Below are 24,742 nucleotides of genomic sequence, written 5' to 3'. Positions count from 1 at the left end.
AAAAGAGTAGGTACCAAGTAAAGTTGGTACTATTCTTTTTATGCCGTTTTTTTATGATGGAGATGTGGAAGCTTGATAACGACAGCGCAAACGATTGAAGGAGGAAGCAAGATGGGATTCGAGGCATTCTCGCCGGCTCATTGGGCCGCCCTGGCCGTCGCTGCGGTTGTCGTGGCGGCGATTGTCCTTGGACGGAACAGGCTGCGAAGCCCGCGGGCGAATCGAGCCGTTCGCATCGGGCTTGCGGCTACGCTGGCCGGCTGCGAAGCCGCCTTGCAAGCCTCGTACGCAATGGCGGGCGAATGGGGGTACGAGGCGCTTCCGTTCCAGCTATGCAGCATCATGGTTTGGCTTTCCGCCGTTTTGTGCTTTTGGAGAAACCGGGTTCTATACGAAATTGTATTTTTTCTCGGGATTCTGGGCGCTCTGCAGGCGCTGCTTACTCCGAATCTCGACGAGACGTTTCCTCAATTTCGTTACTTTCATTTTTTTGCCGGGCATATCGCTATCGTCGCCGTACCGGTGCTGCTGACCGCTGTCGACGGCTACAGGCCGAATTTCCGTTCGGCGCTGCGGGCGCTCGGCTGGCTGCATCTGCTAGCCATACCTGCGGCAATAACGAATGCGGCGGTCGGCACCAACTTCATGTTTCTGGCGCGCAAGCCGTCCACCGCTTCGCTGCTGGATCTGCTCGCTCCATGGCCGTGGTATTTGCTCGAACTGGAACTGGTCGCTATCGCTCTTTGCCTGCTCTTGCTAGCAATCGTCCGGCTGACGGACCGCGTCATGAAGGCAAAGGCTCATTCCAAGGAGGTTGAACGAACTTGAATTCGAACATTCGGAAGCATTGGACGTCTTTGGTAGGAGTGTTGTTCGTCGTCGCCGCGTTCGTGACGTTTTTTCGCTACTCGATCGATCAAGGCTGGGTGTCGGACGCGATGAAAATCGGAGCCGGACTCGTCGTCGGGGTAGGCCTCGCACTCGGCGGCTTGTCGGCGACCGTTCGCTCCAGACAATCGGTCGTCTCTGAAATCGTCATCGGAACGGGGGCATGCATATTGTTCGCGACGTTCTCGTTCGCAGGCATTTTCTACGACATGTGGCCGTCGATTACCGTTCTGATCGCGATGGGCACGGTTACGGCGCTCGTCTCGGCTTACGCGTTTCGCTTCGATTCGAGGCTGCTCATGAACATCGCTTTGGCCGGCGGACTCGTATCCCCAATGCTCATGCAGCCGGAGACGGATCAGGTGTTCACGTTGTTCCTGTTCCTGCTCGTGCTTAACGCGGCTTACTTCTTTCTAAGCGTCGCCAAAAGATGGAGCGAGCTTCGAATCGCCGCCTTTGGGGGAACATGGGTGCTTTACGCGATCTATTTCGTGAAGTTCCAGCCTCTTATGGAAGGGCTCTGGAGCATGCCGATCCGCTACGCTTTTGCCGCATTCGTTTTATACATCGCCGGCTTCCTCTATGCCTCATGGGGGAACAATCGCTGCTTCGACGGCTGGAATTTGTATTTGAGTCTGACGAACGGGGTGCTGTTCGGCTGTTGGGCGCTGTACATCTGGAATGGAGACGTACCGGCGGCAGCAACGGTTGCCATGATCGGCGCGATCTACTTGATTGCCGGAGCATTCGTATACAAAATGACCGGAAAAGCCGCCCTGTATTCGCTTAGCCACGGCTTTGGAGGAGCGCTTCTGCTGCTGATAGCCGCTGCTCAGACGGGGGCGGGCCTTGAGTCGAAGCCGCTGATCAACGTGTATTTGTGGAGCGCGGTCGTCGTAGCGCTGATCGGTATCGGCCGGAACAGACGACTGCCGATTTTGCAATGGATCGCTATTCCGATTTGGGTCGTCGTATGCTGCTATTGGTTCGCGGTGACATGGGATACGCCTCGGGGCGAATGGTTCGGCGTCTATATTCCATTCCTGAACTGGGGCGCGATCTCCTGGATTGTTCTCGCTGCGATCGGTTTTTATTTGGCAAAAAATCCGGTTGGCAAATTTGCAAGCGTTCAGGACGAGAAAGTGCTGGCCAACCTGTATGCGCTGCTCTCGCACATTATCATCGGCGGTTTGCTGACCGTTCAGATCGAGAATGTATTCGAAGAATATGTCATCAACCCGTCCGGCGCTTCGCTGCTACAGATTTCACTCTCGGTCGCATGGGGAGTGTACGCCGTCCTGCTATTCCTGTGGGGATCGTATAATAAGCAGAAGCTTTTCGTCTGGTTTGGATCCGTCGTCCTCGTTATCGTAGCCGTCAAAGCGATTTTCTTCGACCTAAGCGGAGAAGAGACGCTGTACAAGGTTCTCGCAATGCTGCTGCTTGGTCTGCTTTCGTTCCTGATCTCTTGGGTCAACGGAAAATGGGGCGGTAAACAGACGGCAAGCGAAACGCCCTTGAGCTCCAACGATTCGGATACGGGAGTTTCTCCATAAATGAGCCGTCTGCCGACAGGCGCCCTTTCGAGGGCGTCTTATTTGTCGTAAAAATCATATGGGCTTTTAAATACGTCATATTAATGAGAAAACTCTTTATATATTGTGTCATATATATTTATATGATATATAATAAATGTGATTCGAAAAGGGGACGGGGGAGTAAGGAATGGAAAGAGAGCTAGCATTGGAAATCGTGCGCGTGACGGAGCTTGCGGCGTTGGCATCCGCGCCGTGGATGGGCAGAGGAAATAAGCACCATGCGGACGGAGCGGCTACTTCGGCTATGCGGGCGATGTTCGATTCCATTTCGGTCAAAGGCACGGTCGTCATCGGCGAAGGGGAAATGGACGAGGCCCCGATGCTTTATATCGGCGAGCGAGTTGGAAGCCTGAACGGACCTGAGGTTGACGTCGCGGTCGATCCGCTGGAGGGAACGGAGATCGTCGCCAAAGGGTTGAACAACGCGATGTCCGTTATCGCCGTTGCGGATAAAGGCAACCTGCTGCATGCGCCGGATATGTATATGGAGAAGCTGGCCGTAGGTCCGCAGCTCGTCGGCAAAGTGAGCATTACGGATCCGATCGAAGTGACGCTGCGAAAAGCGGCCGAGGCGCTGCAAAAGCCGGTGCGCGAGCTGACGGTTATGATATTGGATCGTGCCCGCCACGATTCGCTCATCAAGACGCTTCGCAAAGTGGGAGTAAGGATTAAATTTCTATCCGACGGGGATGTGGCCGGAGCGATGGCTCCCGCTTTTCCCGAAGCGGGAATCGACCTGTACGTAGGCTCCGGAGGCGCCCCGGAAGGCGTTCTCGCCGCCGCTGCGCTCAAATGCTTGGGCGGAGAGCTGCAGGGAAGGCTAATGCCATCCGACGGCAAAGAGTACGATCGCTGCATTCAAATGGGCATCGAGGATCCTTATAAGGTGTTGACGATGGAAGATATGATCGGCGATGGGGACGTTATTTTCGCCGCGACGGGCGTGACGCCAGGGGAGTTTTTGGGAGGAGTGCGGTATTTGCCGGACCAGAGGGCGGAAACCCATTCCATCGTTATGCGCGCCAAGACGCGGACGATCCGCTTCATCCGTTCGCTTCATTATTTGCCGAGCAAGACGCTGCTAGAGAGCTGAGCGGCGGTTTCCTTTTCCATTCCAAGGGTGTACACTGGTTGGAAAAGCCGCGTCAAAGGAGCCGAACATGCCAAGCTTATTGCTGCAACAACTGATCGAACATCAAATGGTGGCTATCGCCAGAGGAATCGGCGCCGATCGGATCGAGCCGGTTGCGAACGCCTTGGCAGACGGAGGGATTCGTCTGCTGGAGGTGACGCTTAATACGGATGGCGCTTTGGAGATGATCTCCCTGTTGAGAGCGAATACGGGAGATCGGCTGCACATCGGGGCGGGCACGGTTCTCGATTTGGGCCAGGCCAAGGAAGCGATCGCCGCCGGGGCGCAATATTTAATTTCTCCCCATTTGGATGAAAGTATCGTCGCGTATGGAGTTGAGCAAGGGGTAGACGTCTGGCCGGGAGCGATGACGCCTACGGAAATTGTCCGGGCGTACCAAGCCGGCGCATCGGCCGTGAAGCTGTTTCCGTTCGCTTCGCTCGGCATTGGCTACTTGAAGGAAATCCGCGCCCCGCTCGATCAAATCCCGATTATCGCTACGGGAGGCGTTAACCCGCAAAACATTCGGTCGGTACTCGATGCGGGAGCGGTCGCCGTCGGCTTGGGCAACGGCCTGCTCGACAGAGGGATGATCCGATCGGGCGACTACGAAGCGTTAACGAAGCATGCGCGCTCTTTTGTAGCGGCGGCAAAAGCGACAAATGGGACGCACTAACGAAACGTTCCAATAGAATCAAAAAACCCTCTTGCTTCATCGGCAAGAGGGTTTTTTGATTTCATAGCGGCAAAGCCTGCTCTATTTCCTTTTTCAATAATTTCTTTTCATTTGGCTCCAAAAAAGCGGCCTCAACACCGTTCAGTGTAAGCTGGCCTAGCTCCCGAAGCGTAAAACCGAACCGTTCGCGCAATATTCGGTACTCCGTCGTCATATCGGTGCCCGATACGGTCGGATTGTCCGTATTGACGGTGACGAGAATGCCGTCCTCGAAATAATCCCTGATCGGATAATCGTCCCAACGAGAGACGGCTTTCGTCTGAAGGTTGCTCGTCGGACAAAGCTCTAGCGGAATGCGGCTGTTTCTAATCGCACTGCGGAGATCGGGGTCCTCGCGCAGTCTGACTCCGTGGCCAATTCGCGCCGCTCCAAGCCGATTCACCGCTTCGCGAATGTTGGCGGGACCGGCCGCTTCGCCGGCGTGAATCGTAACGGGGATGCTTTTGCGATTCGCAAGGGTGAATACGCTGCGAAAGCGGTGCGCCGGAAACGACGCTTCGTCTCCGGCCAGATCGACGGCGCCGAGCCCTTTGCCCAGATAGGCGGAAGCCGCTTCGATAACTTCCAGGTTCAACCGTTCGGGATGATGTCTCATACAGATGGCAATGACGCGCGATTTGACGCCGAAATCCTTCTCGCCTCGCCGAAGCCCGCCGATAACGTGCCCGATTGTCTCTTCGGCTGACATTCCGCGCAGACGGTGAAGCTGAGGCGCAAATCTGACTTCGAGATACATCGTTCGTTGGCGCGCCGCCTGCTCGACCGTTTCATAGGCAACACGCTCCAACGCTTCCCCCGTCTGGAGAAGCGGCAGGACGAAGTCGAACTTGGTCAAATAATCCTTCAAGCTTACGCAATCGTCTTTCACCTGCATATAGGGGAGTAGTCCCGCGCGATCTTTCGCCGGGAGAGGGACATTTTCTTGAGCGGCCAGCTCCGCGAGTGTATCCGGGCTTACGCAGCCGTCAAGATGAAGGTGAAGATCGACTTTCGGTAAAAAACGAAGAGAATCATCACGCACCATGTCAAGTTCCTCCTTAAAAAAATGGCTTTTCATTTAGGGTTGGCAGAATATATGTCATATAACATAACATAAAAGAAAGCCTGATGGATATGGTAACATAGTGGAAAAGGCAATAATTTTCGGGAAGATTTCGATGCCGATCGGCGCATGCGAATATCGTGCCGCTATCCCGTCGCGTCATTTGGCAAACCGTCCCATTATCCCTTCGGATCAGAAAAAGCGTTAAGCCTCAACATTGCCTGTGAAACGAAACTAGACGAAGTTCAGAGCAAATTGTTGACTGCGCAAACTGATCGAAGGGGATAATGGCACAAAAAATAAATATACATCGTATTTAAACGTGAGCTGTTATATATTGTGTCATAATTATGTTTATGATATACAATAATAAAACAAGCATCCGTTAACTTTTACGGACAACTTCTCTAATGAAGGGACGATACTCGTATGAAGTTTTCCGGAATCGAACGGTTTTTGAAGGACTGGGAGAAAGTACCGAAGCCGTAACCAAAGGAGGGAGCGAGCATCGAACTTACTCCAAGGCAACTGGAAATTATCGAACGAGTGAAAGGGCATGCTCCGATAACCGGAGAGCAAATCGCGGAATCGCTCGGGATCAGCCGTCCGACCATCCGGTCCGACTTGTCCGTTCTCGTCATGCTCGGTTATATTGACGCGAAGCCGAAGGTAGGCTATTTTCTGGGCAAGCAGTTGTCCACGGACGGCAAGGTTAAAGAAAAGCTGATGCGCCTTAAGGTGAAGGATGTAATGGGAAGACCTGTCGTTATTCCCGAGCAAGCGACCGTGAACGATGCCGTCATTAGCCTTTTTGTGGAAAATACCGGCATTCTTGCCGTAACGGATTCGGACGGAGGGCTGGCCGGACTGGTATCGCTCAAGGACTTGCTGAAAGTGACGCTGGGAAATCCGAACGCGGCATCGATCCCGATCAGCATGGTGATGACGAGGCTTCCGCGCGTTATGACGGTTACACCGGAAGATACGGTATGGGAAGCGGCCAAAAAGCTGCTCGACCATCAAATAGGCGGTATGCCGGTCGTCAAAAGCAGCGGAAACGGCGGAACGGATAGACGGAGTCGGCTGGAAGTCGTTGGACGGATATCCAAGACGACCATGACGCAGGCTCTGGTCGAATTGACGTCGGACTTGTAGCGGCATGGCGGAGCGGGCAGGGGGAGAAGGGATGCCGGAAATGAGAGACAAAACGATTTTTGTTTGCTCGGATGCAATCGGCGAGACGGCGGAAGCGGTCGCCAAAGCAACGCTGCGCCAATTCGCCACCGAGCAGGTGAAAGTCAAGCGGTACGGCAATATTAAGCATGAGGATGAAGTGAAAGCGATCGTAAGGGAAGCGTCTGACAACGGCGGATTTATCGCCTACACGCTCGTGCAGCCGGAGCTCCGGGATACGATGCGCGAAGAGACGGTCCGGCTTGGCGTTCGAGCGGTCGATGTGATGGGGCCGATGATGCAAGCTTTTATCGATACGTTCAACGACTCCCCGAAATACAAGCCGGGCTTGCTTCACGAAATGGATGAGTCGTATTTTCGCAAAATCGAGGCGATTGAGTTCGCCGTTAAATACGACGACGGAAAAGACGCCCGAGGCTTGCTGCAGGCGCAGGTCGTTCTCGTCGGAGTATCGCGGACTTCGAAAACTCCGTTAAGCGTGTTTCTCGCGCATAAAGGCATCAAAACCGCCAATTACCCGATTACGATCGAAGTGAAGCCGCCTGAGGAGCTTTTCAAGCTGAAGGATCGGCTCGTCATCGGACTGACTATGCAGCCGGAAAGGCTGCTGAAAATTCGACTGGAGCGGTTGAAGGCGCTGGGGCTTCCAAGCCAGGCCCATTACGCATCGCTAGAGAGAATCGAGAAGGAAATTCGCTTCGCGGACGAAATCATGGGACGGTTGAGCTGTCCGGTTATCGACGTGACGGAGCGTGCGATCGAGGAGACGGCGGGCATTATTATGTCCTATTTATAGAGAAAAGAAAAAGACCGGAAGATTTGGCGTATAGCCGAAGCTTTCGGTCTTTTGGCGTCCGTTCGTTAACCGACGCGAGGCGAGCCTTGCATCATTTGCATAACGTAGTGCTGCACCCGCTTGGAGCAGGAAACCGACTTCGTACAATTGCCAAAGTGAAGGCCGTCCTCTTCGATATGCGATATTTTCCCGACGTTGACGTAGCAGTCAGAGGCGACGCGATAGAAATTGGAGTCAGAAAGCAAACGATTCCGTTCCTCGGCGGACAATTTCTTCTTGATATTGTAGTTCCGTCCGTGGAAGCTGATAAGGCCGTGTGAACCGACCTTGAAAAACAACGTATCGGAGCGCGGCTCGAAGTCTTCGTAGACGTTCTTCTCCTCCAGCGCTACATTCATCATTCCAAAACGTCCCCCTTTAGAGTGATGTGCTTGGTAGCGCTTTCATTATATCACATTTCACCTTATTGGGAAGAGGCAATTCTAAAAAAAATTAGGACTTCTTACAAAAACCGACCATCCGTTGATCGCATCTTCCATCTGCAATAGGTTTGATTAATTTAGGATTTACATTTATATTAATCAAAAGAAATGGATAATGCATTGGAAGGCGGAGTCGCCCGTGATTAGAGCGAATACCGATCGCAAATGGCTGCCGTTATACGAAGCGCTTGCCAGCGGGGTACGCTTGAGCGTGCTGGAATTGCTGGCGGAGAAGCCGATGAATGTGAAGGTGCTGGCCCAGCGCTTGAACTTAAGTGCGGCGATTTTAACAATGCATATTCGCAAGCTCGAGGCTGCGGAATTGATCGAGACGAAAATGGTTCGCAAGGAAGGCGGCACTCACAAGATGTGCATGCTGAAGGAAAGTGCCGTCGAAATTCAGTTGCCAAGCCCGGGTTCTTCCGATGGAAATATCATCTGAGGCGCCGGCACGAACGAGCGATGGGTTGGATGCTTAGGTTTGCGGTTGAGAAAGATTATTCCGATAGAAAAACAGGGAGTGCTTAAGCGAATGATGAATCGTAAAATTACCGCTTCGGAGAGCGGCAAGAAGCTTCATAGATTGCTGCGAGGGTTAATGCCCAATCTGCCGTTGGGACAAATTTATAAAATGATCGATCAAGGGAAAGTAAAAGTGAACGGAAAACGGAAAAATCAAAACTACGAGCTCGCAGCCGGGGACGAGCTGTCGATCTACATGGAAGAAGCGAAGTATGAAGAAGCGAGCGTCGGCCAAAAAAAGACGAAGTATATCGGCGTAAACGCGAATATCGATGTCGTATACGAAGACGACGAATTGCTCGTCGTGAATAAGCCGGCCGGCATGCTCACCCATCCGGATCAAACCGATCAGAAGGACACTCTCATTAACCGGGTACATGCTTATTTATACCGCAAAGGACTTCTGGACAGCGGACTCTTCATGCCCGCTTCTGCGAACAGGCTTGACCGAAACACGAGCGGGCTTGTGTTGGTCGGCAAGACCGCCGGATCGCTTCATCGATTGAACCAATCGATTCAAAAAAGAGAAATGGAGAAGTTTTACGTAACGCTCGTTCAAGGGCGGCTTTCCGGCGAAGGAGAAATAGCTGGTGCACTCGTTCGCGAAGAGGGAAGCAATCGAACTCTAGTCGTCGGAGAGAAGTCTGGCGAGAAGGCGTCGGGACAGGAAAAGGAAGCAACGACGAGGTACCGGGCACTAGCGAGCGGAGGAGGCTACACGTTGGTCGAGGTCGAGCTTATTAGCGGCCGAACTCATCAAATCCGCACCCATTTTCAGAGCATCGGCCACTCTCTGCTCGGGGATGTCAAATATGGAGGAAAGCCTTTTGCCGGCGTCAATCATCAACTGCTGCATGCATGGAGGATAACGTTGCCTGACGGCAAGGAGTTTAAGGCGCCGCTCCCTCAGCTTTTCCGCGATATGATGGACAAGCTGGGAGTGTCGCTTCCGTAAAGCCGCCATCCCGTTCCCTTGCATAGGAAGTCCCTCTTTTAACCATCCTAGGTGTAGAGAGGGGGTGCGAGGATGGAATTGAACTCGAGCGGCAAGGAGCAGGTCGTCGCCGTACGTAAAAACGGTGACGGAGATATCGTCGAGCTGAAGCTGTCTTCCGGCCGCGCGGTGGACTACAAAACAGCCCAGCAAATGGTCAAAGCCGAGCAGATCGCCGGATTGAACGTGTTTCGCGGCAGAGACGGAGACGAGCATCTGAGATCGGATCCCGATGGCCGGGAGGATAATAACTTGGATAACATGCCGACTTTTTGACCGATAATTACGATAAGCCTGCGATAACAACTCCGCGATCCGAACGAACGGTCGCGGAGCTTTTTGCGTTGAGTCTCCGCGGCTCAAGCCTGAGTAGGTATGCGATTATTTAGTTGAGGCCGTGATTCTTCTGTTTTGGTACTGCTCATCGATCCTATTAAATCGGTGGAAGGTATGTTTTGCGCCGATGCCGTGAAAGCGCCGCCTATTAGAAGAGGCTGCTGGGCATCCTGGTAATAGCTGTAGCCGTATTTCATATGATTGACTCTCACAAGACCGGACAAAGGATCGTACTGATCGGCCCTTTGCATGACATGACGGATTTTTCTTGCGATTAGCCAGGCGGTTTTATAGGTAACTTGAATGATTTTCGATAATTTGGACGAGCTGATGCCGGAAGGGCTGGCAATGAGAAAAAGAGCCTGAAACCAACGGGTTAAAGGAGTCGAGCTGCCTTCCATAATCGTACCGGCGATAACGGATGTCTGCACGCGACAAGAGCGGCACTCGTAGAGAGGCATCCTGCGTGTGCGGGTCAAATAGTAGTGAGAGTGACGGCAAGTCGGGCACCGAAAGCCGTCCGGCCATCGGGCATGAAACAACGCTTCGGCGCAAGCTTGTTCGGAGCTGTACTGGTGACAAAAAGACTCGAAAGCGGGTAATTCCGTCATCATCGGCGATCCTCCCGACTAAACGTTCATAATTTCTGTTTTAATTATATCGAACGTATGTTCTATTTTCAAGATTTTTTTTGGATGAATTGCAGCTGTTTTGGATTTTGTTTCGGATTTAAAAAATACAGCTTTTTCTGATCGAATGGGATAATGGGATGTGTTTGTGGTGAAGACATACGGCTTGGGGTTACAGGGGCAATGAGCTAGTGCGCGGTTCTCACTTGCTCGTGGTATGCCTGTCGAATTCCGAAACAAGCTGCGTTGGAACCAAACGGCTTGCAGCATCGCTAATACCATGTATCATCTAATAGAAGACGGAGCGCCGGCTGTCAGCAGCCCGGGTGCTCTTTTTTTCGACAATATTCTCATAAGTAAAAGGAGGTAGAATGAAGGATGTATCTCGGCCGGAATGAGGCTGGGAGCTACGGGTTTTGTTAGTTAATGGGGGCGACAAATTTTTTGCTGAGTTTTCTGAAAATGGGGTGAATTTTTTCAATAATTTCGCTATAATGAGTGTAAGTTTCGTGTTATTTGTTAGGATTATTCACAAATAATTAACGCAATATTAACGGCTTGTCCCCATCATGCTCCTATTCTTCTTGAGACGGAGGTGAAGCCACGTGCAGTCGCAGGATGCACTCTTATCCAAGGACGAACTTTATTTGTTCAACGTGGGCCAGCTATTCCAAGCTTACCGCACGTTGGGCGCTCATCCGATCGAACTCGACGGGCAGAAGGGAGTCCGGTTCGCCGTGTGGGCGCCGCACGCTCAAAGCGTAGGTGTTACAGGCGATTTTAACGGTTGGAGCGAGGTCGGTCATTCGCTGGTCCGATTCGGGACGACAGGCGTATGGACCGGGTTCATCGCCGAAGCGGACGTTGGGAGTCGGTACAAATACGCAATCGTCGATTCGTCGGGCGCCAACCGCTTGAAGGCCGATCCCTTCGCTCTTCAAAGCGAGCTGAGGCCGAATACGGCGTCAATCGTCAACCGGATCGACGGCTACGAATGGCATGACCGCGACTGGATGGAGCGGAAGAAGCGAAATCCGCCGTACGACGGTCCGATGCTCATCTATGAAGTTCATCTCGCTTCGTGGAGGATGGACGCTCCCGAGCATTTCCGCACGTACGAACAGCTGTCGATCGAACTCGTGGAGTATGCGCAGACGATGGGATACACTCACATCGAATTGCTGCCCATTATGGAGCATCCGCTGGATCGCTCATGGGGGTATCAGACAACGGGCTATTATTCCGCTACAAGCCGTTACGGGCCTCCCGATGGCTTGAAGGTACTCATTGACAAGTGCCATCAAGGAGGCATCGGCGTACTGCTGGACTGGGTACCGGGTCATTTTTGCAAAGACGATCACGGGCTTAGGCTGTTCGACGGCACGGCGCTTTACGAGGACGAGGATTACAGACGCGCGGAAAAGCCGCTCTGGGGAACGCTCGCCTTCGACTTCGGCAAGCCCGAAGTGCAAAGTTTTCTCATATCCGATGCGGTCTTCTGGCTGGATATTTACCATTTTGACGGCTTGAGGGTCGATGCGATCGCCAGCATGATCGATTTGCATTTCGACAAGCCGGATGAGCTCAAGACGAATAATAAATACGGTACTTCCGAACACCTCGAAGCACTCGATTTTCTACGCAAGCTGAACGAGACCGTTTTTCGCCATTTTCCAGAAGCCTTAATGATAGCGGAGGATTCATCATCGTATCCGGCTGTTACGTCCCCTACTTATCTAGGGGGCCTTGGATTCAATTATAAATGGAATATGGGCTGGATGAACGACATGCTACGCTACATGGAAACACACCCCGACCAGCGTTCGTCTCACCACTCTCTCATCACGTTTTCGCTTATGTATGCCTTTTCCGAAAATTACGTTCTGCCCTTGTCTCACGACGAAGTCGTGCACGGCAAGCGCTCGATGCTTCACAAGATGCCTGGCTCCTACGAGGAGAAGTTCGCTAATCTTCGTTTGTTCTACGGTTATTGGATGACGCATCCGGGCAAAAAGCTGCTGTTCATGGGCGGCGAATTCGGTCAGTACGACGAATGGAAGGATTTCGCCGGTCTCGACTGGGAGCTGCTCCAATACCCGCTTCATGACAGCATGCACCGCTATGTCCGCCATCTGAATCGCGTTTACCTCGATACTCCTTCCCTGTGGGAGCTGGATCATAACCCGGAGGGATTTCAGTGGATCGATGTCAATAACGCGGCGCAGTGCATCTTGTCGTTTCTGCGAATCGGAAAAAAAGAACAGTCCTTCGCGTTGTCGGTCTGCAATTTTTCGAATCAATCTTACCCCAGGTACCGGATCGGCGTGCCGTCACCGGGCCGTTATCGCCATCTTTTGAACAGCGACGAAGCCGATTACGGCGGCTCCGGCATTTCCATCCCAAAGGAGGTGAGTGCCGAATCGGTTCCCATGCACGGCCAACCGTGCAGCATCGATGTTCCCGTGCCCGCACTGTCGTTCGGTCTATGGGAGAAAATAGGATGAAGGAGTGAAGTCCATGCGCCGTAATGAGTGCATTGCCATGCTTCTCGCAGGCGGAGAAGGCCGCAGACTAGGCGTTCTAACTAAAGATTTGGCTAAACCGGCCGTGCATTTCGGCGGGAAATATCGGATTATCGATTTCACTCTCAGCAACTGCGTGCATTCCGGCATCGAAACCGTCGGCGTGCTTACGCAATACCAACCTCTAGTGCTGAATCAATACCTCGGCATCGGAAGCGCATGGGGTCTCGACCGTCGGGAAGGCGGCATGCACGTGCTTCCCCCATACGTCCGCCAAAAAGGCGGCGTCTGGTACAAAGGGACGGCGAACGCCATTTATCAGAATATCGGATTTATCGAACGTTACGAACCGGAATACGTTCTCATTATTTCCGGCGATCACATTTATAAAATGGATTACGACAAGCTTCTCGACGCGCACAAGAAGACGGAGGCGGACGCGACGATCGCGGTTATTTCCGTGCCGTGGGCGGATGCGAGCCGGTTCGGCATATTGAGCGTGGACGAGGAAGACAGAATCGTCGAATTCGCGGAAAAGCCCAAAAAGCCGAACAGCAATCTCGCTTCGATGGGCGTCTACATGTTCTCGTGGCCTGTCCTCCGCGACGCTCTCTTGCGCGATGAAGCCGAGCGCGGCTCAACAAACGATTTCGGCAAAGACATCATTCCGACTCTTCTCGCCGAAGGCAAGAAATTGTACTCGCACCGCTTCGACGGCTATTGGAAGGATGTCGGAACGATTGAAAGCTTATGGGAAGCAAACATGGATCTGCTGGAAGACGAACCCGCGCTGCAATTGAACGATCGCGCTTGGCGTATTTACGCGGCCGGTCCGAATAGACCCGCTCAGTATGTATCGCCGCAAGCGAAGGTTCGCAGCTCGCTAGTCAACGAAGGCTGCTTCGTCGAAGGGGACGTGAATCGATCCGTATTGTTCCAAGGGGTTCGGATCGGTGAAGGCAGCTTCGTCGAGGACTCGGTGCTGATGCCCGGGGCGGTAATCGGCAAGGGCGCCCGCATCATCCGGGCCATCGTCGGCGAGAACGCCGTCGTCGGTGAAGGCTGTCAGGTCGGAAGCATCGATTCCGATGAAATCGCAGTCGTCGGAAGCGGCGAGACGATTTCGAACGAGGCTGAACTACAGGAGGTGGAGCCGGTATGACGCTGCCGATTATGGGCGTAATCAACTTGATACACGAAGCGGACGAAATGGGGAGCTTGACGGCCAATCGCTGTCTCGCAACCGTTCCGTTCGGCGGCCGTTACCGGCTGATCGATTTTGTTCTCTCATCCATGGTGAATTCCGGCATTCCGAAGGTTGCGGTGTTCGCCCATACGAAATTCCGCTCGCTCATGGACCATCTCGGTTCGGGCAGCAACTGGGATTTGCATCGCAAAGGAAGCGGCTTGTTCGTTCTGCCGCCTTCCATGGAAGACCAGACCGATTTCGGCAAAGGGGACCTTTATCACTTCTATCGGAACCGCGATTATTTCGCTCGGAGTCCGCTTGAATATGTCGTCATTTCGCGAAGCCATATGGTTTGCAACATCGACTTCGGTCCCGTGCTGCTGCAGCATCGTTTGACCGGGGCGGATATTACGGTCGTCTGCAAGGACGGCTTGGGCGGGACGCCGGGGCTGGCCCGTAAAGCGCGCGTAGACGAAACGGGCCGCATTGTCGAAATGCAAGATCATTTCGGACGGCTAAACAGCGACATCGTCTCGATGGAAATGTACTTGCTTTCGAAGGATCTGCTTCTCGATCTGGTAGAGACGTCGTTGGCGCAAGGACGCGATCATTTCGTCCGGCACGCGATTCTATCCCGGCTGAACGAGCTGAAAATTCACGCTTATATGCATGAAGGCGTACTGGGCGTCGTCAACAACATTGCCGCCTATTACCGGCATACGATGGATTTGCTGAAGCCGGATATTTGGAACGAGCTCTTCTTCCGTCCGGGTCCGATCTTCACGAAGGTGAAGGACGAACCGCCTACGCGCTACCGCAGCGGGTCGGATGTGACGCACTCCCTTATCGCCAACGGCTGCGAAATCGAAGGAACCGTCCATAACAGCATTTTGTTCCGCGGGGTAAAAGTACACAAAGGTGCGGTTGTTCGTAACAGCATCGTTATGCAGAACGGCGTGATCGGCGAAAACGGTTCGCTTGAAAACTGCATTCTCGATAAAGAAGTGGAAATCCGGCCTTTGCAGCAATTGCGGGGGGCGGAAGACATGCCATTCATGGCGGTCAAACGCAAGGTGATCTAAATTTACGGAAAGGGGGCGTTATCGAATTGAAAGTGTTGTTCGCTGCGTCCGAAGCGATGCCGCTCGTGAAGACCGGAGGGCTCGCCGACGTCGTCGGCGCCCTTCCGAAGGAGCTCGCGAAGCGGGGGACGACGTCACGGTCATTCTCCCCAAATACGGGGAAATTCCGGCGAGGTATACCGAGAATGCGGAGTCGGTCGCGGTTATGCAGGTGCAGCTCGGCTGGCGCAGCCAATATTGCGGGCTTCATCGTATCGTCGTCGACGGGATTACGTTCCTGCTCGTCGACAACGAATATTATTTTAATCGCGGCTACTTGTACGGATACGGAGACGAAGCGGAGAGATATGTCTTTTTTTGCTTTGCCGTCCTGGAAGCGATAAGCAAGCTGGACTGGCTGCCTGACCTTATTCATTGCCACGATTGGCAGACGGGTCTCATTCCTTTTCTGCTCAAAACCCGTTACTCGAATCGGCCCGGCTACCGGGATATCCGCACCGTATTCACGATTCACAACTTGCAGTATCAGGGTGTGTTTTCTCGGGAGCTGCTTCAGGATCTGCTCTCCGCCGGAGACGATTTGTTCTCGCAGGACGGTCTCGAATTTTTCGGAGCGGCCAGTTGTATGAAGGCGGGCCTTCGGTTTGCGGACAAGCTGACGACGGTCAGTCCGACTTACGCGCAAGAAATTCAGACCAAGGCGTACGGAGAAAGGCTGGACGGCGTTCTGCAGCAAAGGGCGGGCGACTTGCTCGGGATCGTAAACGGAATCGACACGGAAGTGTACGATCCGATGACCGATACTCATCTGGTTTCGCCGTACCGCAATTCCATTGCGAAGAAGAAGCGCAACAAAACGGCTTTGCAGCAGGAGCTCGGTTTGCCGGTGAACGAGGATGTTCCGGTGATAGGAATCGTATCCCGGCTCGTCGGGCAAAAAGGGTTCGATCTGATCGGCGAATCGATGTCCGAGCTAATGAAGGAGGACGTTCAACTCGTCATTCTCGGAGCCGGGGAATCGGCCGTCGAAGCGTCGCTTAGAGATGCGCAAAGGAAATACCCGGACAAGATAGCTATCTGGTTCGGCTTTAACGAAGGGCTGGCCAGACGGATTTATGCCGCTTCCGATATGTACTTAATGCCATCGAGATTCGAGCCTTGCGGCCTCAGTCAATTGATCGCGCTCCGCTATCGCACCGTACCGATTGTGCGGGAGACGGGCGGATTGCGCGATACCGTCGAGCCGTACAACGAATTTACGGGGACGGGCACCGGATTTACGTTCGGCCCGGCCAACGCCCACGATATGATGTACACAATCAGGCGCGCTCTCCATTTCTACCATGTCCCGGACGCCTGGAAGGCGATCCTGAACAACGCGTCCCGCAAGGATTACGGCTGGGGAGCCTCCGCCAAGGAATATCACCAACTATATAGAAAGCTCGTCAGGTAGGAGAGGAGACGGTATCATGGCCCGACATTTGGTTATCGGCAATGGGAAGATGCTTATCAACTTGGACAACACCGCTAGCATTCGCGACGTTTACTATCCGTACGTGGGGCAGGACAACCATGTCGGAGGGCACAAATGCAGACTGGGAGTCTGGGCCGAAGGGAAATTCGCTTGGCTCGACGACCCCGAATGGCAATTTCATCTCGGGTATATCGAGGACTCCCTCGTCACGAACGTAACGGCGCGCAATGAGAGGCTGGGAGTGGAGCTGTTCCTTAACGACGGCATCCATCAGCGAGATTGCATCTACATGAAGCGGGTCGTCGTTCGCAATCTCGGCGATACGCCGAAGGACGTACGTCTCTTTTTTCACCAGGATCTGATGATCGATGGTAACGAAGTCGGGGATACCGCCGCATTTTATCCAGCGAACCGTACTGTGTTTCACTACAAAAAGTCTTCGTATTTCATGTTCAACGGCCGTTCGGATTTGGGCGGCATCTATCAGTTTTCGACGGGGATCAAAAGATTTCACTCCGCCGAAGGAACGTGGCGCGACGCCGAGGACGGCGAGCTGGCGGGGAATGCGATCGCGCAAGGGTCGGTCGACAGCACGATCAGCTTTCGCACGATCGTTTCTCCGGGCAACGAAAAGACAATCTACTATTGGATGTCCGTAGGTTCGGATTTGGAGGAAGTGAAGAGGCTCGATCAGTACGTTCACGAGAGCCATCCGGAAAAGCTGCTTAGCCGCATCGTCATCTACTGGAACCATTGGCTGTCCCGGGCCGGAGGGCGGCAAGGAGATTTGCCTCCCGAGGTCGTTCGCCAATTCAAGCACAGCCTGCTGATCGTTCGGACTCAGATCGACGAGCGCGGAGCGATTCTTGCCGCCAACGATTCCGAAATTCTTCAATACAACCGGGATCATTACAGCTACATGTGGCCTCGGGACGGCGCCTTGATCGCCGACGCGATGTCGCTGGCCGGCTTTCACGGTACGGTTGCGTCGTTCTTCCATTTTTGCGCGCGCAACCTGTCGCCGGAAGGGTATTTGTATCACAAATACAATCCGGACGGCACGGTAGGCTCAAGCTGGCATCCTTATGTCGTGAACGGCGTACCCCGTCTTCCGATTCAAGAAGACGAAACGGCGCTCGTTCTCTACGCGCTGTGGAAGGATTACGCCCGTCACGGAGAGATCGAGCTGCCGCAGTCGCTCTACAGCACCCTCGTCCGCAAAGCGGCATCGTTCTTGTGCGATTATATGGAGCCGACGCTCGGTCTTCCGCGCCCGAGCTACGATTTGTGGGAAGAGCGCTACGGCATATGGACGTACACGTCGGCTTCCGTTTACGGCGGACTGATGGCGTCGGCTTACTTCGCCGATTTGTTCGGCGACTACGATCGCGGCGACCAGTACCGGCTAACGGCCGAAAGAATCAAGCAAGGCATTCTGACGCATCTGTGGGATGAGCAGACAGGCCGCTTCGCACGGGGACTCGTATGGCAAGAAGGGCAATGGGTCAAGGATATGACGCTTGAGAGCAGCGTGTTCGGCTTGTTCGAGTTCGGCGTCCTTCCGGCGGAAGACGACCGCGTCTCGCGCACCATGAACGCAATCGCGCAAGGGCTCTTAATCAAGACCGATATCGGCGGAATCGCCCGCTACACGAACGATTACTACTTCCGGATATCGGATGAGATCGATAAGGTTCCGGGCAACCCTTGGATTATCTGTACGCTGTGGATAGCGAACTTCCAGATCGAGACAGCCAAAAGGGTTGAAGATTTGGACGAGCCGCGGCGCACGCTCGAGAAGGTGGCTGCGGCCGCATTGCCGGGCGGCAATTTGCCGGAGCAGCTGCATCCTCTTGACGGCTCGCCGTTGTCCGTCGCGCCGCTTACCTGGTCGCACGCGACTTACGTTCAGACGGTATGCAAATACTCTCACAAGAAGAAGCAATTGCTTGAGGCTTCCTCTGCCGCCTCCTCCAATTTGGAGAAAAGCGTTCCTTGATCTTCATGATCGAGAGAGACCGGAACGGCCGCTTTCTGGCGGCCGTTTTTTTCTTTCCCCGCACTAAGCTGGATTGAAAGAACGAAGGGAAGAAAGTCGATGTTCGACAACGATTACAGGATTTGTTTTCCGAAACGCAACATCTTCATATCCAGAAATCACCAGTGGGCATTCGCTGCGTGGCAATTGGGCGCTCGATCCGGCGCTCTAAACGGCGGTGCGACGCTGCTGCACGTAGACGCCCATCTCGACGATACTTGGGATGGAGTTATCGCGGAAGGTTTGCACGAGATGAAGGATTCGGATGACATTATGAAGGTAGCCGGCAGGCTGGAGATCGACAATTTCATCTGGGCGGGCTTCGCCGCGGGAACTATCGATCATATCGTATACGTGTGCCCCAAAGGAATTGACGATTCCGATCCTTTTGATTTGTCGTCCTGGAATCTCGAAGGTGAGCAGCTTAAGCCCGTAAAGGAGCTTCTGGCTCGCAAGGAATATCGGGGTCGACGGTTCGAATCCATCGCAGCTTTCAAAGGGGAATGCGAGAAAATAGGCGGTATCCCGCTGTCGTCCGATCTTGAGAGACCCGTTATTTTGGATTTGGATCTCGACGTATTCAAGCTTCGTCCCGAGCTGCCGGAAGATGGGGAATTAACGCCCGTGCATCAAATCAAGGAAGAGCTTCGATTTCTGAGAGATTCCCATGAATACGACATGGTGACCGTTGCGATTTCGCCTTCGTTTTGCGGAGGCGATACGAACGGCGAATTTCTGCTTAGGATGTTTCTTGAGACGTTCGGACTGGAGCTGTCGGAGGCCGAGACCTGGTGAAGGGGTTCGGGCGCTTCGGATGTTTGGGCAAAAAAAGCTCGGGTCCAATGAGGATCCGAGCTTTTTTTTTTGTATTGGAGCTTTAGGTCGCCGACTGAAGGGTTGCGCTGCGGCTTTTATCCAGAAAATCCGGATCGTTCGCCACGACCCCGCCCTGAGTCCAATTCGCGAGCGGCGACTCGCGCAGGATGACCAGCACCTTGTCGGCAGGGATGGAGAACCGATTAACCGTTACGGCCGTCAGCTCTTGCGCCCACGCTTTCTTCTGATCTTCGGTGAAGCCTTCCCAGCAATCGACTTGAATGATTGGCATTTCTAACATCTCCCATACTTAAGATTGGAAAACCATGAATTGAAGTATTTGCGCCTTAATTGTAACATATCTACAATTGATGTCAATAAACAACTAACTATTGTAATTAGAAAACCTGTAACGTAAACTGGTTGCAAGAGAATGGAAAGAGGCGGTGGGCGAATGGAGTTCGACGAGTCGACGGTACATGCCTTGCTGGATTTCGATTTGCTAAGCAAATTAGTCGTCGGGATCGGGGAAGTGTCCGACATTACGGGAGTTCCGCAGAGGCAAATCCGATATTGGGAAGACAAGGGGATTATCCGGACAATCAAGGATGGGGAAGGCACGACAAGAAAATACGATTATATGAACATCAAAAAAATATTGCTTGTCAAGGAGCTGCTTGACGACGGGTACACGCTTGATGCGGCCGCGAGAAAAATCGAGGATCGATTGAAGCTTGTCGACGAAGCCTTTAAGAAGCTCGCCGATCGAAAGGGCAGCACCGAATAGTCGGGAGGATGGAAAAAGGCGTTGCGCGAATGGAGTTGAACTCCCTCGCGCAACGCCTCTTTTTCGAATATTAGAATGTACATCAAGGGGACGCCGAAGGCGTTTTGCTTGGTTATTTGCTTTCGCCGTTCAAATAGTTGAAGAAGGGGACGTCGGTCCAAAAATCGTAGTTTTCGACCTTTACGGACGGGTCCGCTTTTTTGAACCCTGCGGTTACGGAAGCCGATTGTTCTTTGAGGGAGAACGACTGGGCGTAATAATGGCCTGCCGTTATCTTGTTGTTAGTTATTTTCTTATAGCCTTTCAGCTCGGTTAAGGAGTAGTAAAGCGGCTGCCACCAGGAGCCGGCGATCAAGCCGGCTTGTTCGTCGGCGTTCTTCTTCGCGTAAGCGAGGACGATTTGATCAAAGCGTTCCTTATCGGCCGCCGTATCGAATTCGAAAGCGATGTCGTATTCTTTGGCGTATTCGATGTAATTGCCGTTAGCAATTTGCTTCACTTCGTACAGGTCGGATTCGCCGGGGTCTCCCCATTCCTTCAAGTAAACGAAAGCGGACGTCTTCGGTTCGAATTGGACCTTGGCGTCGATTCCTTCGCTCCGCAGCAGTCCGATGAGCTGCAGCGCGTGCTTCAAATCGGAATGCCCGTACGTGAGCGAGAGGGAATTGACGAAATTGGCATCATACCTTGCGTCTTTCAAGTTATAGCCGGTTACGATATTTTGCTCCAACGCGGTGTCCACGATTTTTTGCAGCTCGTCGGATTGAATGATGTCCGACGAACGGTACGCATCGGAAAGCTTGCCGAAAATATCCGGATCGCCGACGTAGCCTATGTAGTGCTTATATTGTCCGCGGACAGTCAGAACTTTGCCTATCAATGTCGCAGAGAGAGGCTCGGAAGCTGCCGCCTTCGGTTTCAATTCCGGGTAGAAAGCTTCGGGAAGCAGGCCGGTGTCGACGGCGGCCGCTACGACTTGCGCGGATCGAGCCGCGAAATCGGCCGTATTCAGCTTGAGCTTGGCGAAAGCCTTCTCCACCTTTGCTTTCGGATACGTATCGGCCAGTTCCTGCAGACCTGCTGCCTTTACGGCGATTTGCACGGCGTTCAAGGCGCTGAGGCGATCGGCAGCATGTACGCTGTCGGCCGTAATGAATCCCTGCTGATAAAGAGCTTTAGCATCGGCATAGTAAGGGCTGGATAAAGCCAGATCCTTGAAAATAACAGAATCGGCTGTCGGTTCGAGCTTAAGCGCGTCAGCCAGGGCGGAGAGGAAATCGCCCTTCTTGGGAGCGGGAGGCAATGTGATTCCAAGCTTTTCTTTCAGAAACAGCTCATATTCCTTGGTGGGAGCTTCCTTCGATACGGCTTGCGGCGGTGCGGCATAGACGTTAGCGGCAATGGTGAAAGGAAGCGCGGTCAAGACTCCGGCCAACAGCCATTTACCGTAAATAGTTGTTTTTGTTGTCATGCGAATTCCTCCTCGTATAATACCAATTAATCAAAGTGGATATATCGGAATATGAAGGAAATAGTAGCATCCCCATATCGTTCTGTCAATCCGCAACATAAAAAGAGCTGCCGAGGTTACCCTCGGCAGCTCTTTTTATGAGAATATGCGAAACATGAAACAAATGTCGATGTTCATCCGATCCGGAATCTGGCCATTCCATGAGCGGGATATTGCTTTCGTTGCGGTTCTTATGTTTACTATTATACTCGGAATTATAAGAATGACAACACTTATTTTATATATTTTCAATTCCTACCAACAAACTAATTCCAACCGGATTTGTCAGGATAAAAAGGGTAATCTTAATTTATATCATATATTTTTGGGCGAATCAACAAAAAGTTCTTGATTATAGTTGGGAGTTATAGTATTTTGAATAAGGAGATAGTGAAACGGAGGTGAAAACGCGATGGAAAAGATGGCTATGAACATGATGATGAGCATGTGCATGGAAGAAATGATGTGCAAGATGAAATGCATGAAGATGATGATGGATCAAATGATGGAAATGAAAATGATGGACAGCATGGATATGGACATGATGATGGCTAAAATGCAAGAATGCGACGAAATGACAACGATGATGATGAGCATGATGCGCGATATGAAACAAATGTCGATGTAATACCGCCAAAAGGAATCTGGACCATTCCGATGGCTGGCAGAGCGGACCGCTGCATGCCGCATCTTCACTCTTTTACAATAGGATAGAAGAATGAAGACTACCGCACAAACGGAGTCTTTTTTTATTTTAAAAAGAAATTCCCCGCATTTCTCCAAGCGGCGAGCTGCTGACCTGGATTTTCTTGCCGATCAGAGTCCGCTCCATTTTTAACTCCCACGCTTTTTCGCGCAGCTTCTGTTGGACTTCGGCGCTGGCGTTCATGCGAAGCTCATCGTAGATATGCAATATTTTGCGATTGATCTCGTCGAACCGCTGCCATAGCTGCAAGCGAGCCAGATGCTCGGCTTCCAGACGGATTAGGCGCTCTCTATCCTGCAGACGGTCGAGGATTTGCCGCTGCCATTCGGCATCGCCCAATTGAACGGCAAAATTGTACAGATCCAGTTGATCGTTAACCCAATTGCCGGCGATTTGTTTAGCTGTAAGTGACATCCTCAACAACTCCTGACCTATTTCGAAATGGCTTTACCGAGTATTATACTCGGAATTATAAGAATAGCAAGTGCCGACAAGAAAATTCTCATTACAATTTTCAACGACCGCCGAAAAAGCATTGCGGAATAGGATAACTGCACAACATACCGTTATTTTTGCTTAAGCTTCTGTATGTTGACTAATATATGCACTTCGTACAGTTATGTGGGCTGCCTACATCCCGCACTAGGCGCATTAGCAAAAATTAGCTGCAGGTTATACTGTTAGTATCTATCGTTAACGGCTTCAAAGATAACTTACCTGTAAGTAATACATTTATATAATTCTTAAATCCAATGATGAGAAGTCGAATAATAGCGAATTGTCCGTAATGGGCAACATTTGCGGCGAATGAATCGTAGAATGTCATGAATTGGATCCAAAGCTTGCGCGGATACGTATAACCTATTGCGGATTCGGCAAGAGCATGCCCCCTTACCGACGAGAGGAGATCGATGATAATGCCGGAAAAGGCCGATTTCAACACTGTTTTCAGCAGGCTTAAAGAGATATTGACGGAATATGAAGCGCAGTTGGACGTTAAGAACGATACGGAGCGAGAATATTATTTGGACTCGTTCAAAATCAACCCGATCAACAAAAAGGCTGTATTTTTCGCTTGCGTTTCGATCCGAAAAAACTATGTCAGCTACTATTTTATGCCTGTGTATGCGTGCCCGAAACTATTGGATGAGATTTCGGCTCCATTGAAGAAGAGGATGCAGGGCAAATCGTGCTTCAACTTCACGAAGGTTGACGAGGAGCTGCTGCTGGAGCTTAAGGCGCTGACAGCCAAGGGGTACGGCTATTATAAAGATGAAAATTTGATCTAAACGAGGGGGACGCCCGTGAATTCGATTGAAACTTGGAACGAACGATTGCAGGCGGCTCGCAGAGATATGGAGCTCGGCGCGAAGTGGAACCGCAGGCTGGAAAATTTGAATGCGGAGATTGCGCGGCAGCAACGGGCGGTAGATGCAAATCTCAGGCGGTTGGCCGAAGAGCAAGAGGACGTGGAGCGACTGACGAGTTCGAGCTTTTCGCAGTTTTTTCTCGGACTGTTTGGCCGGCTGGAAGAGAAGCTGTCCAAGGAGGAGAAGGAAGCCGCGGAAGCAAAGCTGAAGTACGACGCCTCGCACGAGGCTCTTCAAGGAATGGAGCGGGAGCGGACGGAGCTGCTCCGGCAGCTCGCCGAGGTGGGAGAAGCTGAGGCGGACTATCGGACTCTGATCGCGGAAAAAGAGCGGTGGATTCAAGCGCACGACACGCAAACCGCCGAGTCGCTGGAGCGGCTGTCGGAGAAATCCGGCAAAATGAAAGCGATGCTGGTCGAGCTGGCCGAGGCGGTACGCGCGGGAAGCAAGGTGTTGGGTTCGCTGGAAGGAGCCCGCAAAATGCTTTCGTCGGCCAAAAGCTGGGGAACTTACGATATGGTCGGCGGCGGCGTCATTGCTAGCGCCGTTAAGCATGGCAAAATCGACGATGCCCGCAAGTATATCCATGCCGCTCAGAACGACCTCCGGATTTTCCGGAAGGAGCTGGCCGATTTGAACTGGAATCTGGACTCGGATACGGCACGTATGGACGGTCTGCTTACGTTCGCGGATTTTTTCTTTGACGGCCTACTTGTCGACTGGATGGTGCAAGGGAAAATTAAAAATTCGCTTGAATCGGTCGACTCCCAGCTCGGGGATGTGGAACGGCTTCTGGATCGTTTGAAGCAGGAAGAGCGGCGGTTGGGAGCCGAGTCGGTCGAGCTGGAGGAGCGCCATCGGGAAACAGTGGAAAACTACGTCCGCGGCAAATAGCGGCG

The 24,742-nt window shown here is 52.5% G+C and carries 24 protein-coding genes and 1 pseudogene; 19 read left to right on the top strand and 6 right to left on the bottom strand.

Going from position 1 to position 24,742, the window contains the following annotated elements; translation table 11 throughout:
* Positions 1–111 precede the first annotated feature (111 nt).
* The 4 genes from D3H35_RS26770 to D3H35_RS26755 all read left to right on the top strand — a co-directional run bounded on the left by D3H35_RS26770 (position 112) and on the right by D3H35_RS26755 (position 4,294).
* Positions 112–828: a YwaF family protein gene (locus D3H35_RS26770; protein ID WP_119152185.1), complete on the top strand. Its 717-nt coding sequence runs from the start codon at positions 112–114 to the stop codon at positions 826–828.
* Positions 825–2,444 carry a DUF2339 domain-containing protein gene (locus tag D3H35_RS26765; RefSeq protein ID WP_119152184.1) on the top strand — a complete coding sequence of 540 codons (1,620 nt, stop codon included), beginning with the start codon at positions 825–827 and terminating at the stop codon, positions 2,442–2,444. The genes D3H35_RS26770 and D3H35_RS26765 overlap by 4 nt, the downstream gene beginning before the upstream one ends.
* A gap of 169 nt (positions 2,445–2,613) precedes the next feature.
* Positions 2,614–3,579 (top strand): class II fructose-bisphosphatase, encoded by a 966-nt coding sequence (glpX, locus tag D3H35_RS26760; RefSeq protein WP_119152183.1) that lies wholly within the window; start codon positions 2,614–2,616, stop codon positions 3,577–3,579.
* A gap of 67 nt (positions 3,580–3,646) precedes the next feature.
* Positions 3,647–4,294 (top strand): bifunctional 4-hydroxy-2-oxoglutarate aldolase/2-dehydro-3-deoxy-phosphogluconate aldolase, encoded by a 648-nt coding sequence (locus tag D3H35_RS26755; RefSeq protein WP_119152182.1) that lies wholly within the window; start codon positions 3,647–3,649, stop codon positions 4,292–4,294.
* A gap of 61 nt (positions 4,295–4,355) precedes the next feature.
* On the opposite strand, the gene add is transcribed toward D3H35_RS26755, so the two are convergent.
* Positions 4,356–5,378 (bottom strand): adenosine deaminase, encoded by a 1,023-nt coding sequence (add, locus tag D3H35_RS26750; RefSeq protein ID WP_119152181.1) that lies wholly within the window; start codon positions 5,376–5,378, stop codon positions 4,356–4,358.
* Positions 5,379–5,903: 525 nt separating this feature from the next.
* Between add and D3H35_RS26745 the strand changes: the two genes are divergently transcribed.
* Both D3H35_RS26745 and D3H35_RS26740 read left to right on the top strand, forming a co-directional pair.
* On the top strand, positions 5,904–6,551 hold the full coding sequence (locus tag D3H35_RS26745; RefSeq protein ID WP_119152180.1) for a helix-turn-helix transcriptional regulator: 648 nt from the start codon (positions 5,904–5,906) through the stop codon (positions 6,549–6,551).
* 40 nt (positions 6,552–6,591) lie between these two features.
* Positions 6,592–7,386 carry a pyruvate, water dikinase regulatory protein gene (locus tag D3H35_RS26740; RefSeq protein WP_119152179.1) on the top strand — a complete coding sequence of 265 codons (795 nt, stop codon included), beginning with the start codon at positions 6,592–6,594 and terminating at the stop codon, positions 7,384–7,386.
* A 65-nt stretch (positions 7,387–7,451) separates the two neighbouring features.
* Here the strand turns inward: D3H35_RS26740 and D3H35_RS26735 are convergent, their stop codons facing one another.
* Positions 7,452–7,787, bottom strand: a complete 336-nt coding sequence (locus tag D3H35_RS26735; RefSeq protein WP_119152178.1) for a LytTR family DNA-binding domain-containing protein — start codon at positions 7,785–7,787, stop codon at positions 7,452–7,454.
* Between the two features lie 220 nt (positions 7,788–8,007).
* Here D3H35_RS26735 and D3H35_RS26730 point away from each other — a divergent pair, with 220 nt between their 5' ends.
* The 3 genes from D3H35_RS26730 (at position 8,008) to D3H35_RS26720 (ending at position 9,660) form a co-directional block, all read left to right on the top strand.
* Positions 8,008–8,310 (top strand): ArsR/SmtB family transcription factor, encoded by a 303-nt coding sequence (locus D3H35_RS26730; RefSeq protein ID WP_119152234.1) that lies wholly within the window; start codon positions 8,008–8,010, stop codon positions 8,308–8,310.
* A 90-nt stretch (positions 8,311–8,400) separates the two neighbouring features.
* The gene (locus D3H35_RS26725; protein ID WP_147355956.1) at positions 8,401–9,345 is read left to right on the top strand and encodes an RluA family pseudouridine synthase; all 945 of its coding nucleotides are present in this window, start codon (positions 8,401–8,403) and stop codon (positions 9,343–9,345) included.
* Positions 9,346–9,417: 72 nt separating this feature from the next.
* Complete coding sequence (locus D3H35_RS26720) at positions 9,418–9,660, top strand: DUF3892 domain-containing protein (protein ID WP_119152176.1); 243 nt, start codon at positions 9,418–9,420, stop codon at positions 9,658–9,660.
* A gap of 83 nt (positions 9,661–9,743) precedes the next feature.
* Here the strand turns inward: D3H35_RS26720 and D3H35_RS26715 are convergent, their stop codons facing one another.
* Complete coding sequence (locus tag D3H35_RS26715) at positions 9,744–10,334, bottom strand: transposase (RefSeq protein WP_119152175.1); 591 nt, start codon at positions 10,332–10,334, stop codon at positions 9,744–9,746.
* A gap of 620 nt (positions 10,335–10,954) precedes the next feature.
* Between D3H35_RS26715 and glgB the strand changes: the two genes are divergently transcribed.
* The 6 genes and pseudogenes from glgB (at position 10,955) to D3H35_RS26685 (ending at position 19,449) form a co-directional block, all read left to right on the top strand.
* Positions 10,955–12,853, top strand: coding sequence for a 1,4-alpha-glucan branching protein GlgB (glgB, locus tag D3H35_RS26710; protein ID WP_119152174.1), 1,899 nt, complete (start codon positions 10,955–10,957; stop codon positions 12,851–12,853).
* A gap of 13 nt (positions 12,854–12,866) precedes the next feature.
* Positions 12,867–14,033: a glucose-1-phosphate adenylyltransferase gene (locus D3H35_RS26705; protein WP_119152173.1), complete on the top strand. Its 1,167-nt coding sequence runs from the start codon at positions 12,867–12,869 to the stop codon at positions 14,031–14,033.
* Positions 14,030–15,142: a glucose-1-phosphate adenylyltransferase subunit GlgD gene (gene glgD, locus D3H35_RS26700; protein ID WP_119152172.1), complete on the top strand. Its 1,113-nt coding sequence runs from the start codon at positions 14,030–14,032 to the stop codon at positions 15,140–15,142. Before D3H35_RS26705 ends, glgD begins: the two co-directional genes overlap by 4 nt.
* Positions 15,143–15,168: 26 nt before the next feature.
* A pseudogene (gene glgA, locus D3H35_RS26695) lies at positions 15,169–16,595 on the top strand (glycogen synthase GlgA).
* A gap of 16 nt (positions 16,596–16,611) precedes the next feature.
* A complete protein-coding gene (locus D3H35_RS26690; RefSeq protein WP_119152171.1) occupies positions 16,612–18,615 on the top strand; it encodes a glycoside hydrolase family 15 protein in 2,004 nt (667 codons plus the stop codon).
* 99 nt (positions 18,616–18,714) lie between these two features.
* On the top strand, positions 18,715–19,449 hold the full coding sequence (locus D3H35_RS26685; protein WP_119152170.1) for a peptide arginase family protein: 735 nt from the start codon (positions 18,715–18,717) through the stop codon (positions 19,447–19,449).
* A gap of 82 nt (positions 19,450–19,531) precedes the next feature.
* On the opposite strand, the gene D3H35_RS26680 is transcribed toward D3H35_RS26685, so the two are convergent.
* Positions 19,532–19,762 carry a tautomerase family protein gene (locus D3H35_RS26680; RefSeq protein ID WP_158594291.1) on the bottom strand — a complete coding sequence of 77 codons (231 nt, stop codon included), beginning with the start codon at positions 19,760–19,762 and terminating at the stop codon, positions 19,532–19,534.
* Between the two features lie 162 nt (positions 19,763–19,924).
* Here D3H35_RS26680 and D3H35_RS26675 point away from each other — a divergent pair, with 162 nt between their 5' ends.
* Positions 19,925–20,257, top strand: coding sequence for a MerR family transcriptional regulator (locus D3H35_RS26675; protein WP_119152168.1), 333 nt, complete (start codon positions 19,925–19,927; stop codon positions 20,255–20,257).
* Positions 20,258–20,369: 112 nt separating this feature from the next.
* On the opposite strand, the gene D3H35_RS26670 is transcribed toward D3H35_RS26675, so the two are convergent.
* A complete protein-coding gene (locus tag D3H35_RS26670) occupies positions 20,370–21,728 on the bottom strand; it encodes a hypothetical protein (RefSeq protein WP_119152167.1) in 1,359 nt (452 codons plus the stop codon).
* A gap of 451 nt (positions 21,729–22,179) precedes the next feature.
* On the opposite strand from D3H35_RS26670, the gene D3H35_RS26665 reads away from it, so the two are divergent.
* Positions 22,180–22,395 (top strand): hypothetical protein, encoded by a 216-nt coding sequence (locus D3H35_RS26665; protein ID WP_119152166.1) that lies wholly within the window; start codon positions 22,180–22,182, stop codon positions 22,393–22,395.
* 126 nt (positions 22,396–22,521) lie between these two features.
* Here the strand turns inward: D3H35_RS26665 and D3H35_RS26660 are convergent, their stop codons facing one another.
* A complete protein-coding gene (locus D3H35_RS26660; RefSeq protein ID WP_119152165.1) occupies positions 22,522–22,887 on the bottom strand; it encodes a hypothetical protein in 366 nt (121 codons plus the stop codon).
* 503 nt (positions 22,888–23,390) lie between these two features.
* On the opposite strand from D3H35_RS26660, the gene D3H35_RS26655 reads away from it, so the two are divergent.
* The gene (locus tag D3H35_RS26655; protein WP_119152164.1) at positions 23,391–23,762 is read left to right on the top strand and encodes a hypothetical protein; all 372 of its coding nucleotides are present in this window, start codon (positions 23,391–23,393) and stop codon (positions 23,760–23,762) included.
* Between the two features lie 15 nt (positions 23,763–23,777).
* Complete coding sequence (locus D3H35_RS26650; protein WP_119152163.1) at positions 23,778–24,737, top strand: hypothetical protein; 960 nt, start codon at positions 23,778–23,780, stop codon at positions 24,735–24,737.
* Positions 24,738–24,742: the final 5 nt, after the last annotated feature.

The sequence above is a fragment of the Cohnella faecalis genome, assembly GCF_003570905.1.
GTDB classification, from domain to species: Bacteria; Bacillota; Bacilli; order Paenibacillales; family Paenibacillaceae; genus Cohnella; species Cohnella faecalis.
The sequence above is the reverse complement of the archived record's forward strand: the minus strand, read 5'-3'. Positions and strand labels throughout refer to the sequence as shown.